Raw genomic sequence first — 16,586 nt, forward strand, 5'->3', positions numbered from 1 at the left:
AGCGAATTGTAAAATAGAATGTAGAATTTAAATTGTACAATGGAGTCGAGTGTAGATTTTAGGAAAATAACTGAAGATCCCAGCCCTTACAGGCATATTGAACGAATGCCGATCAATGAAATTCTGATCAACATCAACAAGGAGGATCAGAAGGTTGCTGGCGCTGTGGAAAAGGCCATTCCGCAGATTGAGCGACTGGTGACTGTAATTACAGATAAAATGCTATCAGGAGGAAGGCTTTTTTATATAGGAGCAGGGACCAGTGGGCGGCTTGCTGTTGTAGATGCCAGTGAATGCCCCCCTACTTTTGGCGTACCAGAAGGTTTAGTAATCGCCATCATAGCAGGTGGCAGCCAAGCCATCACCCAGGCTATAGAAAATGCGGAAGACGATACAGATCAAGGCTGGCTGGATCTTCAGAAATATCATATCAATGAAAAAGATGTGGTTGTAGGCATTGCGGCAAGTGGTACAACACCATATGTTGTTTCTGCCCTTGAACAATGCCGGAAACATCAAATTACTACAGGGTGCATTACCAATAACCCCGGTTCTCCGCTGGAGCGAACCGCAGATTTTCCTATTGTTGTTGAAACAGGCCCAGAATTTATAACCGGTAGTACCCGGATGAAGAGTGGTACTGCCCAGAAGTTGACACTCAATATGATCTCCACGACAGTAATGATCCAATTGGGAAGGGTAGAAGATAACCAAATGGTCAACATGCTGCTTACAAATGAAAAGTTAGTTGACAGGGGCGTTAGAATAGTAATGGAAAGATTGTCTATAAAAGATTATGAAAAAGCAAAGGCGTTATTGTTGCATTGGGGAAGTGTTAAGAAGGCTGTAGAGGAGGGAAAATAATTTGAAAATGAGGTGATTAGGATAAGGGGTGGGCTTTTAAAGGTGCACTTACAGATGAGATAATGAGCTGGTGGTATAATGTGACTTGTGTTGTAACTTGCGAGACCAATTAGCCATAAATGATAAGGGTGAGCGCATTAGCTTATTTGTAAATCAAACTCATGCACGATATAGAACCATATTATAACTGGCGTCACATATATGTGAGCGAAGAAGATGAGCGGTCGCCTTTTTATAAGAGGGAGTACTCTGAATTTGAATTTTCTAAAACTGTATATAATTATTATATCCATCCCCAATGGGATGATTTTGGCAGCAGGACATTATATTTAAAAGTTTTACTGGCTGATTATGATGAGCATTATGCTATTTTGGAGTTAATCGGCGAATGGAACGATGCCATCGAGAACGATATTATGACCTTAAAGCGGGATGTGATTGATGCCTTTGAAGGAGAGGGGATCACCAAGTTTATTCTCATAGCAGAGAATGTGCTGAACTTCCATAGTGGAGATAAGGACTATTACCAGGAATGGTTTGAAGAGGTAACTGACGAAGCCGGATGGATTGTTTGTATCAATATGCCTGAATCTACGCAGCATGATTTCAGGAAAGCTAAAATTAATTATTATATAGAGCTTGTGGAACTAGAAAACTGGCGGACATACAAACCTTTCCATCTTTTTAAGAAGTTTGATAATGAATTTAGCAGACGGATTGGTCTTTAAAGTCAAAACATTATTTAATTAATATTAACATTTTATAGTACGGACACTTACCTTTGCCCCGAATTTTTCAACCCTTTACTTTTCCCACTTATGAAATGGTCTCTCTTTTTTACGTCTGCGATTGGAAAGAAAATAGTGATGGGATTAACCGGCTTGTTCCTGATTACATTTCTTGTGATCCACGTCGGATTAAATGCCTGTATTTTCTATGATCTTCCAATTTTTGATCCGAATGACAACGGAGCTATGTTCAACAAAGCGTCACATTTTATGGGTTCAACAATGGTGATGCGCCTTTTAGAGATTGTATTGTTTGCCGGCTTTATCCTTCACATAATTCAAGGCTGGTCTTTAGAGCTTCAAAACAGGCAAAAGAGAAAACAAGGTTACCAGGTAAACCTGGGTAACAGAGGCAGTAAATGGTATAGCCGTTCGATGGGTATACTAGGTACGCTGATTTTCCTGTTTTTAGTATTACACATTTCTGATTTCTGGATACCTTCCCGTATCACGCACAACCTGCCCCAGGCGCAATATCACGGTGTTGAGATGCACGACATGTTCATTAAGATGTACAACTCTTTTCAAAATCCGGTAGTTGTCGTTCTTTACTTGTTAGGCGTTTTAGCTTTGGCCTATCACTTGTTCCATGGATTTCACAGTGCATTCCGCACAATGGGTGTGCATAATAGAAAATACCTGGCGATGCTGAAAAGCCTTGGCTATGGTTTCACTATTGTAGTGTGTGTGTTATTTGCTTTGATGCCTATTGCAATGTTCTTAAATTGGGTAAGTCCTCTTTAATTGCGAGGCAAGAAGTTAGAAGTTAAAATCAATTCATTCAAATCAGTATAATCAGAAGTTATGCTTAATGGAAAAATTCCTGAAGGGCCTCTAGAAAAAAAATGGGAAGATTATAAGGGACATGTTAAGCTGGTAAACCCGGCTAACAAGCGCAAGATTGAAATTATTGTGATCGGAACCGGACTGGCAGGTGCTTCAGCAGCAGCAGCTTTGGGCGAACTTGGCTACCAGGTTAAAGTATTCTGTTTCCAGGATTCACCACGCCGTGCGCACTCTATTGCAGCACAAGGTGGTATCAATGCCGCAAAAAACTATCAAAACGACGGTGACTCTGTATTCCGTCTTTTTTATGACACAATAAAAGGTGGTGACTACCGCGCCCGCGAATCAAATGTTCACCGCTTGTCAGAAGTAAGTGGTAACATTATTGACCAATGCGTAGCCCAGGGTGTTCCTTTTGCACGCGAGTATGGTGGCTTACTGAGCAACCGTTCTTTCGGTGGAACGCAAGTGCAACGTACCTTCTATGCAGCTGGCCAAACCGGACAGCAGTTGTTGATTGGTGCGTACCAGGCATTAGAGCGCCAGGTGGCATTAGGCAATGTGAAACAATATACCCGTCATGAAATGCTGGAAATCGTAATGATTGACGGAAAAGCACGTGGTATCATTGCCCGTGATTTGGTTTCAGGTGAACTGGAGCGTCACTTTGGCCATGCTGTATTATTGTGCAGTGGTGGCTATGGAAACGTTTTCTACCTGTCAACAAATGCTATGGGTAGCAATACAACAGCTATCTGGAAGGCACATAGAAAAGGAGCTCTGTTTGGAAATCCTTGCTTTACACAAATTCACCCCACTTGTATTCCTGTATCAGGGGATCATCAGTCAAAATTGACGTTGATGTCCGAGTCGTTGCGGAATGACGGTCGCATTTGGGTTCCTAAGAAGCAAGGTGACACCAGGAGGCCAAGTGAAATCCCTGAAGAAGAAAGGGATTATTACCTGGAAAGAAGATATCCTGCCTTTGGTAACCTTGTTCCCCGTGACGTGGCCTCACGCGCGGCAAAAGAAAGGTGTGATGCCGGCTATGGTGTAGGTTCTTCACGCCAGGCTGTTTATCTTGACTATGCTGCTGCTATTCAGCGTTATGGCAAGATCGAAGCGAGTAAACGTAACCTAGCGAATGCTGATGCAGACACTATTACTCTTTTGGGTAAAGAGGTTGTGAAAGAAAAATATGGTAACCTGTTTGACATGTACGAAAAGATCACAGGTGAAAATCCATATGAAATACCTATGCGTATCTATCCTGCGGTTCACTATACAATGGGTGGTTTGTGGGTAGACTACGAGTTGATGACTACAATTCCTGGATTGTATGCATTAGGAGAGTGTAATTTCTCTGATCACGGAGCTAACCGTTTAGGTGCTTCGGCCCTGATGCAAGGATTGGCTGACGGATACTTTGTAATACCTTATACCATTGGTAACTATTTGGCTGATGATATCAGAACAGTGTCAATTCCTACCACGCACGCAGCTTTTGAAGAAGCTGAAAAATCTGTGCGGGAAAGAATTGAGAAGCTAATGAGTATCAAGGGAAATCAATCTGTTGAAAGCTTACACAAGCGTTTGGGTAAGATCATGTGGGATAAATGCGGTATGGCCAGGAATGCTCAAGGATTGAAGGAAGCTATCGTTGAAATACAGCAACTGAAGAAAGAGTTTTGGAGCGATGTGAAGATTCCAGGTGGTATCAATGAGTTTAATCCTGAACTTGACAAAGCCAACAGGGTAGCTGATTTTATTGAATTAGGGGAATTAATGTGTAAAGATGCTTTGCACCGTGAAGAAAGCTGCGGTGGTCACTTCCGTGAAGAGTACCAAACTGAAGAAGGTGAAGCATTGCGCCAGGACGACAAGTTTATGTACGTTGCTGCCTGGGAAATGAAAGGCGAACACGAATGGCAGTTGCACAAAGAAGACCTTAATTACGAAGTTGTGAAGCCAACTCAAAGGAGTTATAAGTAATTTCCAAATTAACACATTAAGACTAATGGAGCATTATAATATGAATCTCACACTTAAAGTGTGGCGTCAACCAAACAAAAACAGCGAGGGAAGATTTGAAACTTTTGATGTAAAGGACATCTCTTCCGAAATGTCTTTCCTGGAAATGTTCGATGTGCTCAATGAGCGCCTGATCAGCGAAGGAAATGATCCGATTGCATTTGACCATGACTGCCGTGAAGGTATTTGCGGTGCGTGCTCCATGCACATCAATGGTCGTCCGCATGGCCCATGGCATGCTACAACCACCTGCCAGTTGCACATGCGTGCCTTTAAAGATGGTGATACCATTGTGGTAGAACCCTGGAGGGCCAATGGTTTCCCAGTTATTAAAGACCTGGTTACCGACCGTACTTCTTTTGATCGTATTATCCAGGCAGGTGGATATATATCAGTAAATACTGGTAATGCGGTAGATGGTAATGCACTTCCTATTGAGAAAGATAAGGCTGATGCATCCTTTGCCGCAGCAGCTTGTATTGGTTGCGGAGCCTGCGTTGCTGCCTGCAAAAATGCTTCTGCATCCCTGTTTGTTTCGGCAAAAGTGGCCCACCTGGCATTACTGCCACAAGGGGAGCCTGAACGTAAGAACCGTGTATTGAGTATGATCGCTCAAATGGATAATGAAGGATTTGGAAGCTGCACGTTCACTGGTGCTTGTGAGGCTGTTTGTCCAAAAGAAATCTCTGTAACTAATATTTCACGCATGCACAAGGATTATTTGTGGGCGGGATTGTCAACAGAGAAATAAAATAAATAAGATTATTTTATGATAAATAGAAGCTGGCTAAATGGCCAGCTTCTGTGTTTTTGATGGAAATGAATTTATTTTGTATACTTGAGTGAAATGAAATATGGAATTGATAGAAAAATCATTTTGATCCATACCTAATGCCGCTTATACGGGATAAAAACTATTGCTTTTGAAGTGTTGGGGCTGCATATTTTCGGTTCTTCTATTTATTCTCTTTGCGCAAAGCAGCAAGGCGCAAATGCCCTTTCAGCCAACAAAATCTTCCAATCTGCGGATCAAAAAGGTAGCAGTTACAAAGGACAGCATTGTTTTAGATGCGCTTAGCATTGTTCCTCAAACCTTTTCAGTTGTCAATATTAATGATAGCAGTTACCGGCTCGATTTTGTCAAGTCCGTTATTTATTGGAAACATAAACCTGATGTTGATAGTATAACTGTTTCATACCGGGTATTTCCCTACCGGCTCAATTCAATTGTGCAGCGGGCCAACTTTGACAGTATCATCAATAACACAGCTTTTGTGTTTGGAAGTACTGAGAAGGGAGGCCCGGAAAAAGGGATATTCAATTTTGGAAATATTCAATACAACGGCAGCTTTGGCCGGGGTATATCTTTTGGGAATAACCAGGATGCGGTTGTCAATTCCAATTTCAATTTACAATTAAATGGCTTACTTGGTGATAGTATTGAAATTGCCGCAGCGATTACCGACAATAACATTCCCTTACAACCAGATGGCACTACGCAGCAGTTAAATGAATTTGACCAAGTGTTTTTGCAGTTTAGAAAGAAAGGATGGCAATTAAACCTTGGTGATATTGATATCCGGCAAAGTGACCTTTATTTCCTGAACTTTTACAAACGGCTACAGGGTATATCTTTTCAGACTATCAATAAGGTTTCCAAACAGGTGGAATCTTCCACTTTGGTAAGTGGCTCGATTGCGAAAGGAAAGTTTACACGCAATGTTTTCCAGGGTCTTGAAGGTAACCAGGGGCCTTACCGGCTTTCCGGGGCCAATAATGAGTTTTACTTCATTGTTCTTGCTGGTACAGAAAGGGTGTTTTTGGATGGAGAATTGTTGCAAAGAGGTGATGACCAGGATTATGTGATCAACTATAATACCGCGGAAGTAACCTTTATGCCCAAGCGGATGATCACCAAAGATTCGCGCATCCAGATTGAATTTGAGTATGCAGACCGTAATTACCTGAATGCAAATTTGTATGTAAACCAGGCATTTGATATCAATCAAAAGTTGAAGTTCAGGGTTGGAGCTTATAGCAATAGTGATGCGAAAAACTCCCAGATCAACCAGTCATTAAATGCAGATCAGAAACAATTTCTTTTCAACATTGGTGATAGCATACAAAACGCCTATTATCCAAGCGTGGGAATAGATTCATTTTCGACTGACAAAGTTTTATACGCTAAAGTATTCGATTCTACGGTATCTGTAGATTCCTTTTACCGGTATTCTACCGATCCGGCAGTGGCAAAATATTCCCTTTCGTTCTCCGAAGTGGGCTCAGGCAGGGGGAGTTATGTACCAGATTTTGGTGGTATTAATGGGAAAGTTTTCCGATATGTTGGGGCCATCAATGGCGTAAAACAAGGCAGTTATGAACCGGTGATGATCGTAGTAACGCCAAAAAAGCAGCAGCTGATCAGCGTGGGAACTGACTATGAGATCAACGCCCATAATAAGCTGAAAACTGAATTTGCAGTCAGTAACTACGATGCGAATACCATTTCATCTAAAGATGGCGGGGATGATGCGGGTATTGCAGCAAAAATGCAATACACCAATATTGGGGTTTTAAATAAGTCAAAAGAATTGCATCTAACAACAACTGTTGATTATGAGTATGTGCAGCAAATGTTCAGACCGCTGGAACGTTTGCGTTATGTAGAATTTTCCAGGGAATGGGGATTGCCATTGGTATTGCGGCCTGCTACAGAAAACATTTTCCGTTTTTCTACAGGTTTGAAGAACAAGGCCGGACAGTCGCTTTCGTACCAGTTAATGTCTTACCAACGAAGTGAACATTACCGTGGCTTGCAAAATAGTCTACGTCAGAATTCCAGTTGGAAAGAATGGTCTTTTCAAAACAGTGCTACTGTCACCAATTTTAATACTATTAATGACAAAGGGTATTATTTCAAGCCAGTAATCGATATCAGTAAGCTATTAAAGGAAATGGCAAACCTGAAACTTGGTTTCCGCTATGCCCTGGAAAAGAACCAGGTGCTAAACAAGATATTCGATACTTTATCTTTTACGAGCTTTTCGTTCGATACCTATACTGCTTACTTAAAGACAGATGAAAGTAAAAAGAATAGATATGGGCTTAATTTTTTTACCCGGACAGATAAATATCCGTTAGGCAAACAGTTTGTAAAGGGTGACCGCAGCTTAAACATCAACCTGCAAGCAGAATTGCTGCAGAGAGACAAGCACCAGCTTTTATTCAATGCCACTTACCGCAAGTTGCAGGTTTATAATAAAGCAGTGTCTAAAGAGGCTGATGACAGGACTATTTTAGGCAGAGCAGAGTACCTGATCAATGAATGGAAGGGTTTACTTACCGGTAATGTGTTGTATGAGCTGGGAACAGGCCAGGAACAGAAGCGTGATTTCACCTATATAGAAGTTCCGGCGGGGCAGGGTGAGTATACCTGGAATGATTACGATGGAGATGGTGTGCAGGAGCTAAACGAATTTGAAGTGGCCCAGTTCCGTGACCAGGCAAAGTTTGTACGCATTCTGATCCCTACCAATGAGTTTATTAAAGCCAATTATACTACCCTGAATTATAACTTTACATTGAATCCTAAAGCTTGGGTTAATGATCCGGCCGCAAAGGGCTTTAAGAAGTTTATTTCCCGCCTGAATTTTCAGACTTCCATGCAAAAAGCAAAAAAGTCTGTGGCAAAGGGAGACCTTGAAGCTAATCCATTTAAATATGACATCCAGGATACCGCTTTACTGACACAGAACACATCTTTTTTGAATACGCTTTCTTTTAATCGCTTTTCACCCAAATGGGGTTTAGACGTTTCTAATTTTTTAACTACAGCAAAGGCATTACTTACATATGGTTATGAAAGCCGACAAGTAAACGATTGGACCTTGAAGTTGCGCTGGCAAATAGGTAGGAGTTTCACACTGGATGCGGCTAACAGATATGGGTTGAATGCTTTGTACACGCCTTCATTTGAAAATAAAAATTACGAGATTGATATTGTCAGTTCGGAGCCCCGGCTAGGATTTATAAAAGGATCTGTGTTCAGGATTTTGGGTAGTTATAAGTTTGAAAAGAAAAACAATCATTCTGTATATGGTGGCGAGGAGTCGTTGTCACATTCGTTGAACCTTGATACCAAATATAATGTGTTGCAGAATAGTTCTGTTACTACGCGTATGACTTTCAACCAGATCAGGTACGATTATCCAACCAATACAACTGTTAGTTATATTATGCTGGATGGATTGCTGCCTGGGCAGAATTACCTATGGACAATTGATTATACCAAGCGGCTGCTGAATAATATAGAACTCAGTTTTCAATATGACGGGAGAAAGCCTGGTGAGGCGAGAACGGTGCATACGGGGAGGGCTTCGTTAAGAGCTTTGTTTTAAGGTTATAAATAACTAACTTTCCAAAAACTAATCTTATGAGTTTAGGCTGGAATGAAATATTGCTTATTATATGCATTTTCATTTTCATTATGATCATACCTGTTATAGTAGCGTATAAAATGGGAAAACAAAAAGGCCGGCTTCAAGAATTGGAAAGACAAAGGAACTTTGGAAATTATTAAAATTAAAAAGGAAAAGCCTCATTTGATTGAGGCTTTTCCTTTTTAATTTTATATTTATTAATCCTTCAGAATATTCGTTTAAACATTAAATCTGAAATGCATAACATCACCGTCCTTTACAATATATTCCCTTCCTTCAATCTTTAATCTACCGGCTTCGCGGCAGGCAGCTTCTGAACCGTAGGTGATGAAATCGTTATAGGCGATTACTTCAGCTTTGATAAATCCTTTTTCAAAGTCGGTATGGATCACACTGGCAGCCTGTGGAGCCCTCCAGCCTTCGTGGATGGTCCAGGCGCGAACTTCCTGTACGCCGGCAGTGAAGTAGGTTTGGAGGTTCAATAATTTATAGGCAGAGCGGATCAGGCGGTTCAATGCCGGCTCTTTCATGCCATATTCTTCCATGAACATTTGCTGGTCTTCAGGATTCTCCATTTCTGAAATTTGTGCCTCTATGGAGTTGTTCATGATAATTACCTGCGCATTTTCACCTTTAACCGCTTCTTTCAAGGCTTCTGAATACTTGTTCCCGGTGTGCATGGAGGGTTCATCTACATTGGCAACATACAATACCGCTTTTTCGGTCAGTAGGAAAAGATCGGCAATAGCAGGGCGCTCTGCCGTGTTCAAGTCCAGTTCACGTATGCTTTTACCCTGCTCCAAGTGGGCTTTACAGCGTAGCAACACTTCCAGTTCGGCTTTAGCCTTAACATCAAATTTGGCTTGTTTTTCAACCCGGCTGATCTTTTTTTCTACGCTTTCCAGGTCTTTCAACTGTAACTCCGCGTCGATGATTTCCTTGTCACTAACAGGGTTAATTGCGCCTTCTTCGCGCAAAACGTTCTCATCTTCAAAGCAGCGGATCACGTGGATAATGGCATCTACTTCGCGGATATTGCCCAGGAACTTGTTGCCCAAGCCCTCACCCTTACTGGCACCTCTTACCAGTCCTGCGATATCTACAATTTCAATTTGTGTAGGTACAATACGATTGGGCTGAACCAATTCGGCTAGTTTAGCCAGACGTTCATCCGGAACATCAACCAGACCCACATTGGGTTCAATGGTGCAAAAACGATAGTTGCTAGCCTGTGCCTTGGCACTGTTACTAACCGCGTTGAAGAGGGTAGATTTACCAACATTAGGAAGCCCTACGATACCTGCTTGTAAAGCCATAAATAGTTTATAGTTTGTAGTTAATTGCTTTTTATATGAGCCGCGCAAAGATAGGTATTCATTGCAGGTTATTTTTTTAAGGAAACGTTTAACTTCAGCGTTTGAATGCTCCGGATATAAATTAAATGTAATTCGTACTTCATAAATCGTAAATTTTATGGCTTTAAGCAGAATATGGTCGGCTTTTATAATTGTGGCAGTTGTTGTAGCGGTTATAAGGTCTATTGCAGGTGATGAACAAATTTTCAGCCGGATGGTAGTTGGCAAAGCTGATGATCCCAATGATTCTGTTTCTTATGTGATGATCGGGCAACCGGAGCAATCAGGTTATGCTTCAAAAGAAAGCTTTGTTAGTCAATTAGCAAGCTATGGTTATGTATTAAAAGATTCGGTGCAGCAGGCAAGTGTAGTGATTGCCGGTGATGAGGATCTTGCTGTTGTCAAAAATTTGAAAGCTGCGAATCCGGCTATCAAGGTGTATTCCTTCCGGTCCATTCAATACAGGTTAACCAAGAAGGCTGATGGAATTATTGAAACCTGTAAGAGTGCAGTCAATATCTGCATTGGACTTATTGGTATTATGGCGCTCTTCATGGGATTTATGAGTATAGCAGAAAAGGCAGGGGGGATCCGCTTGCTATCCAAAATCATAGGTCCGTTCTTTTCTAAATTATTTCCTGAAATCCCAAAAGGGCATCCAGCAATGGGACATATGATGATGAACTTCTCTGCAAACCTTTTGGGGCTTGATAATGCAGCCACACCATTCGGGTTGAAAGCTATGGAGAGTCTGCAGGAACTCAATCCTAAAAAAGATACCGCATCCAATGCACAAATTATGTTTCTATGCCTGCATGCCTCTGGTTTAACTTTGATCCCGGTAAGTATTATCGCCGCAAGGGCTGCATTGAAGTCGGGCAACCCGACTGATATTTTTGTGCCTTGTATGATTGCCACTTTTGTTGCTACTATGGCGGCTATGTTCATTGTTTCACTCAAACAAAAGATCAATTTATTGCAACCTGTGGTGCTTGGCTGGGTCGGTGGCTTATCTGCAATTATTGCTTTATTGGTAGTTTACCTGACTTCCCTCGATCTTCACGGAGTGCAATCTTTTTCAAGTCTTTTAAGTAATGGATTGATCCTTACGATTTTTATACTTATCGTTTTAGGTGCATTGTATAAAAGAATCAATGTATTTGATGCTTTCATTGATGGTGCCAAAGGCGGCTTTGAAACTGCTGTCCGTATTATCCCATATTTAGTAGGTATGCTGGCTGCCATCAGTTTACTACGCACCAGTGGGACATTTGATGTGATCATTAATGGGGCTAAGAGTTTATTTGCTGTTTTGGGTGCAGATACGAGATTCGTTGATGGTTTGCCTACTGCGTTGATCAAACCATTAAGCGGAAGTGGCGCCAGGGGTATGATGATTGACACCATGAAAACTTTTGGTCCAGATTCATTTGCGGGCCGCCTTGCTTGTATTCTGCAAGGGTCTTCTGATACCACTTTTTATGTTGTGGCTGTTTACTTCGGAGCAGTGTCTATTAAAAATACACGTTATTCAATAGGTGCAATGTTGCTAGCCGACCTGATAGGAATTTTAACTTCCATAGGTCTCTGTTATATGTTCTTTGGATAAATTTAAAATACGAGGTACGAAGGACAAGATTATTGATTCTGTGCCTCGTATTTTCTTTTTTTATTTGATTGTAAACCTGATAGACAGACCTATTGCTGCTGGTTCAAAACTGAATTCCTTTACAAAGTTCAACTCCGGTTTCCAGTCAAGAGACGCATTGATAGGTACATCCTGGAACTTGTAGTCAAGTCCAATTACGCCTTGACCTCCAAAATACCTATTATCACCAAAACCAACATAAGCACCGCCGCCATAGAACCAGGTTAACCCTGCCGGCCCTGTTGGTTTATGTTTTTCGAGAAGCGCTCCTATAGCAAATGGATCACCAAAGGTTACCAATGCTTCCAGGGCGGTACTGCCAAAAAAGTGCTTGAAAGAAATACCACTATTTAAGGTTGCATCGGCGCTGCTTATCCGAACGCCTACAGCTGTTTTGTAATCCTGTGCCTGAACATAAAAGCCCATCATTAACAAAGTGAATAATATAAAGCCTTCTTTTTTCATGACCAACAATTTGGCATCATAACGGAAAAGGCTACACAAATTGTATTTATAATGAGTTATTATTTTCAGCCCCCTGAGGAGTAAAATACAACGTGATCAACCCCAGTATGCAAGAAAAAAAAGAACCAGTAAGCACTGCGATTTTTGAAAACTGTATTAATTCAATGTCTTTAAATGCAAGGTTTGATATAAAAATTGACATTGTAAAGCCTATGCCGGCAAGCATACCTGCGCCAAGCAAATGTTTCCAAGTAACCCGGTAGGGGAGGGCGCTCCATTTCGTACGTATCATTAGCCAGCTGAATAATATAATGCCTAGTGGTTTGCCAATCATTAAACCTAGTATGATGCCTAAATTATTTTTCCCAAGCATTTCTTGTTCCCAACCATCATGAAGTATCAGTCCTGTATTAGCCAGTGCAAAAATGGGAAGTATGAAAAATGATACGGGCTTGTGCAGAAACCGCTGTATGCGGTATGAAGGGTTGCTATCTTCATCTTTGGTAAAAGGAATAGCAAACGCTAATAAAACACCACTGATCGTTGCGTGAACCCCGGATTTCATCATGCAATACCACATGATCACACCCGGGACCAGGTAAAATATCAATTTATAAACTTTTAACCGGTTGAGCGCCAGCAATAAACCAAAAATGCCTAATGCAATGCCAAGGTATAACCATGAAATGCCAGTATTATAAAAGATCGCTATTGTCATTATAGCACCTAAGTCATCAATAATTGCTAAAGCTGTAAGAAACACTTTTAACCCATGAGGTATCCGGCTGCCCAGAATCGCCAACATACCTATAGCAAAAGCAATATCAGTGGCCATAGGAATGCCAAAGCCTGATTGGGTTTCTGTACCCTGATTGATCAAAAAGTGGATGGCAGCAGGAAATAACATGCCACCAACAGCTGCTGCAATAGGAAGCAGCGCATTTTTGATTTCATGTAATTCACCAACATATAGTTCACGCTCAATTTCCAGGCCTACCAACAAGAAAAAGATGGTCATTAAACCATCATTAATCCAATGTTCTATAGAATAATTAAGATCGATGCCATCGAATGAAAAGTTGACATATTGATGCCAGAACTGAGTGTATGTAGAGCTTATTGGAGAATTTGCAATGATCAAAGACAGTATCGTACATCCCAACAAAATAAAACCGCCAATTTTTTCACTATGGAAAAAAGCCCTAAACAACTTAGTTAATTTCATCCTCTACGGTTTTGAGTGAGCAAGTTAAATTGTTATAGGGAATTAAACGATTAGGAATACATAAGAACCCAGTGTAATTGCCATTAATAACTTGCAAGGATAAACTAAGTTTTATTCAAATAATTCGTATTTCGTTTTCGGACGGCGGTCTTCCAGCCACTGGAAGTTTGGCAGTCGCATTTCAGAAGGCTGTTTTTGTTTGATCGGCCACAGAGTTCCTTTCACACTCCTACGGAATACCACTCTAGAAAGCTGGTTCTCTTTGAAAAAGACATCCATGATATCACTCGAAGTTTGGTTGATACCACTGTATGCGCTATCCTCATCTTGTAAAAAATAGATGGATTCTGCAGAGCCTTTAGCTCTTGCTGAATCTAGGACACCTTCGGCAAAGTAAGCATCCAAACGGCTTGATTTTACCTGGTTATAGAAGCCGGGTTGGATTTCATTGATCAAAAAGCTGTTTTCAAAAACTTTGATACGATCAGCCTTTTTGTTTTTTGTAAAGAGATAGATCGTATCTCCGGTGATCTGGCTTCCTTTACTCCATACCACGGGTTTTTGGAATAACTGGAATGTGGAATCTTTGAAAGAATAAAATAAACTGTCACTTATTGTTTGAATTGAATCGGAAAAGACCCGTACATTCCGGAAAGCCTCGAAGTAACGGTTGGTGCTGTCAGACTTATTCGTTTCCTCCTTTTTTATTCCGCCTGGTTTTTTATTCATACCAGGTTTAGAGGGCGCTTTTTTTGTTTCGGTGTTGGAAAGTCTGAACTGTTTTTTAATAGCAGCATCTTTTTTTGCCAAAGAGTCGTGATTATTGCTAGTTAAAGAATTTGTCTTCATAGAGGAGACGGAAATATCTTTGTTTACCAATGTATCCGAGCTTGTTTTAATAGCCACTGAATCTAAAGTGTTAGCTTTTACTAGTGAATCCTGAAAACTCTTCTTTAATGTGTCCGTATTTTGTTTTACAGAAGTATCGGCTACTTTTCTAAGATCAGTTAGTCGTGCAGAGAAGAGTGTATCTGCTGTGATGTAAATAGAATCTTTTTCCTGTTTTACGATCATCAGGGGCTTAACTGTTGCTAAGTAGGCCTCAGTTTTTTTATTGACGAAAATCTCATTAGCCAGTATGGCAATACCCTGGGCTGTGTCCCTCATTACACCTCTTCCCCGGATTTGTATAACTCCTGAAGAATCATCGTTAGCAATCTGGTCGCCGATAACTGTCAAAGCATGATCTACTATTGTTGTCCGCTGTGTAAACTGAGCCCTACCACTCCTTAATTCATAATAGCCTTCTGTGGTTCTGATCACCCTGCCGCTGGTGTCGCGCAGGTAAGTATTTGAAATAAAACGGGCCGTTTGCAGCTCTGTATTATATAATAAGGAGTCTGCTTTTAAAGAATATGCCGGATCTTTAAGATCGACATTCTTTTTAAAGTATACATCTCTGAGGTCGGCATAGTAAACCCCTTCCTTACTAGTTAAAACCGATTTCCCGTTCACAACTTTACCGCCTTTTGTATAGGTGCCGATATTGCTTACCATATTGTAATCAAGCTCAGGCGTGGTTAAAGTGGCATGGCCATCGGTGAGCTTTACATTTCCTTTCAGGTAAGCTTGCCTTTTGTCGATGAAGTAACGCAGGTAGTTTGAATAAATATTGGTAGTATCGTTGTCGTTGATGTGGACATTGCCAAACGCTTCAAAAACGTTTGCCTGTTTGTTGATGATGCAGCTATCGCAATAAAATAAAGCTGTTCCCTGCCGCAGCTTAACGTTTCCAGCTAATATCTGAAGAGAACTGGTGTCGTTAATCTTTTTGAAACTCAGCCTTCGTGCATCAAGGATTTGGACAATTTTCGCGGTGTCAGCGACGGGTGTTTGTGCATATAAAGAATAACGAAAGCCGAGAATCACTAAAAAAACGAAAACTATTTGAATCTTCATTGTTTGCCCAGAGTTACGACAACTGTATCTTTTGTTGAAGGCGAAGTTAGCGGCTCGGATTTGTTTTTGCCGCCGAATACAGAAATATTAACGTAGCGTTTGGGGTGGACACGAATATCGTCCAGAAGAATTTCAAGGCTTAAAACGGCCTGGTTCATTTGCTCATAGAGCTTCTGATCGTTCATCAACTTACCCAAGGTACCGTTATTGTTATTCAGATTTTTATCCAACCGTGCCACTGTTCCTCTTAGTTCTTCAATAGTGTTTTGTAAAGATGTTATCGTTTGCGGAATCGGTGCATTTGCGAGATTTGAAGTCGCAACTTCAATATTGCGAATGGAGGCTGAAATCTGTTCATTATTGCGGGCCAAGTTTCCTGTAACAGAATTGAGGTTACCGGTCACCTGAGCAACCATCCCCGTTTCCGTATTTAAAAGTTTAGAAAGATGGGCAGAAGACAATGTAAGATGTGCAATCATTGATTGCAAGTTTGCATTCGTGGATGGGTCAAAAATGCTGTGAATACTGCCCAGCACAAATTTCAATGAATCTACTGTTTCATTTACCCTTGTCAGGGTTGGTGTCAACTGCGTTCTTAGATTTCCTAATAAACCGGCATCTAAACGGGTGGAAATTGTATCACCAGGTTTAAGATAGATATTTGAATTTCCTTTTTCTAGCGCAATGTGAGCTGATCCGACCAGAGAAGCATCAATAAATGCTACAGAGTTGTTCGGTATCAAAACATCCCGGGTTAATTGGATTTCAACAATAATATTATTAACTTCTTTATCGGCTGGTTTAAAGTCATAAACAGTTCCTACAGGCAGTCCGTTGATGGTTACTGAATTTGATTTTTCCAGAGTACCAATATTTGGAAAGACCGCATAAATAGTTGGCTTGCGTGAAAAAATTTGCTTCCCTTTCAAAAAATTAAAACCAATTACAAGTATTAAAATAGCAAATGCAGCTAGAATACCAACTTTTGCTTCGTTACTAATCTTCATGAAGTTATGTTTAACAGCG

The 16,586-nt window shown here is 40.9% G+C and carries 12 protein-coding genes; 7 read left to right on the forward strand and 5 right to left on the reverse strand.

Annotated elements, in window-relative coordinates:
- The first annotated feature begins 39 nt into the window (after positions 1-39).
- The 6 genes from OCK74_RS14100 (at position 40) to OCK74_RS14125 (ending at position 8,866) form a co-directional block, all read left to right on the forward strand.
- A complete protein-coding gene (locus OCK74_RS14100; protein WP_279297692.1) occupies positions 40-864 on the forward strand; it encodes an N-acetylmuramic acid 6-phosphate etherase in 825 nt (274 codons plus the stop codon).
- Positions 865-1,025: 161 nt separating this feature from the next.
- On the forward strand, positions 1,026-1,592 hold the full coding sequence (locus OCK74_RS14105) for a hypothetical protein (protein ID WP_279297693.1): 567 nt from the start codon (positions 1,026-1,028) through the stop codon (positions 1,590-1,592).
- Between the two features lie 90 nt (positions 1,593-1,682).
- Positions 1,683-2,396: a succinate dehydrogenase cytochrome b subunit gene (locus OCK74_RS14110; RefSeq protein WP_279297694.1), complete on the forward strand. Its 714-nt coding sequence runs from the start codon at positions 1,683-1,685 to the stop codon at positions 2,394-2,396.
- A gap of 60 nt (positions 2,397-2,456) precedes the next feature.
- A complete protein-coding gene (locus tag OCK74_RS14115; RefSeq protein ID WP_279297695.1) occupies positions 2,457-4,430 on the forward strand; it encodes a fumarate reductase/succinate dehydrogenase flavoprotein subunit in 1,974 nt (657 codons plus the stop codon).
- Between the two features lie 40 nt (positions 4,431-4,470).
- Positions 4,471-5,220 (forward strand): succinate dehydrogenase/fumarate reductase iron-sulfur subunit, encoded by a 750-nt coding sequence (locus tag OCK74_RS14120; RefSeq protein WP_279297696.1) that lies wholly within the window; start codon positions 4,471-4,473, stop codon positions 5,218-5,220.
- A gap of 241 nt (positions 5,221-5,461) precedes the next feature.
- Entirely contained in the window at positions 5,462-8,866 is a 3,405-nt protein-coding gene (locus tag OCK74_RS14125) for a hypothetical protein (protein ID WP_279297697.1), read from the forward strand.
- Between the two features lie 260 nt (positions 8,867-9,126).
- Here OCK74_RS14125 and ychF read toward each other — a convergent pair whose 3' ends face one another.
- On the reverse strand, positions 9,127-10,224 hold the full coding sequence (gene ychF, locus OCK74_RS14130; protein WP_279297698.1) for a redox-regulated ATPase YchF: 1,098 nt from the start codon (positions 10,222-10,224) through the stop codon (positions 9,127-9,129).
- A gap of 157 nt (positions 10,225-10,381) precedes the next feature.
- On the opposite strand from ychF, the gene OCK74_RS14135 reads away from it, so the two are divergent.
- On the forward strand, positions 10,382-11,872 hold the full coding sequence (locus tag OCK74_RS14135; RefSeq protein ID WP_279297699.1) for a nucleoside recognition domain-containing protein: 1,491 nt from the start codon (positions 10,382-10,384) through the stop codon (positions 11,870-11,872).
- A 60-nt stretch (positions 11,873-11,932) separates the two neighbouring features.
- Here the strand turns inward: OCK74_RS14135 and OCK74_RS14140 are convergent, their stop codons facing one another.
- From OCK74_RS14140 to OCK74_RS14155, 4 genes are all read right to left on the reverse strand, one after another.
- The gene (locus OCK74_RS14140) at positions 11,933-12,376 is read right to left on the reverse strand and encodes a hypothetical protein (RefSeq protein WP_279297700.1); all 444 of its coding nucleotides are present in this window, start codon (positions 12,374-12,376) and stop codon (positions 11,933-11,935) included.
- Between the two features lie 46 nt (positions 12,377-12,422).
- Positions 12,423-13,601: a Na+/H+ antiporter NhaA gene (gene nhaA / locus OCK74_RS14145; RefSeq protein ID WP_279297701.1), complete on the reverse strand. Its 1,179-nt coding sequence runs from the start codon at positions 13,599-13,601 to the stop codon at positions 12,423-12,425.
- Between the two features lie 111 nt (positions 13,602-13,712).
- Positions 13,713-15,560 carry an OstA-like protein gene (locus tag OCK74_RS14150; protein WP_279297702.1) on the reverse strand — a complete coding sequence of 616 codons (1,848 nt, stop codon included), beginning with the start codon at positions 15,558-15,560 and terminating at the stop codon, positions 13,713-13,715.
- The gene (locus OCK74_RS14155) at positions 15,557-16,567 is read right to left on the reverse strand and encodes an MlaD family protein (RefSeq protein WP_279297703.1); all 1,011 of its coding nucleotides are present in this window, start codon (positions 16,565-16,567) and stop codon (positions 15,557-15,559) included. Before OCK74_RS14155 ends, OCK74_RS14150 begins: the two co-directional genes overlap by 4 nt.
- Positions 16,568-16,586 lie beyond the last annotated feature (19 nt).

Source organism: Paraflavisolibacter caeni, from assembly GCF_025628885.1.
GTDB classification, from domain to species: Bacteria; Bacteroidota; Bacteroidia; order Chitinophagales; family Chitinophagaceae; genus Flavisolibacter; species Flavisolibacter caeni.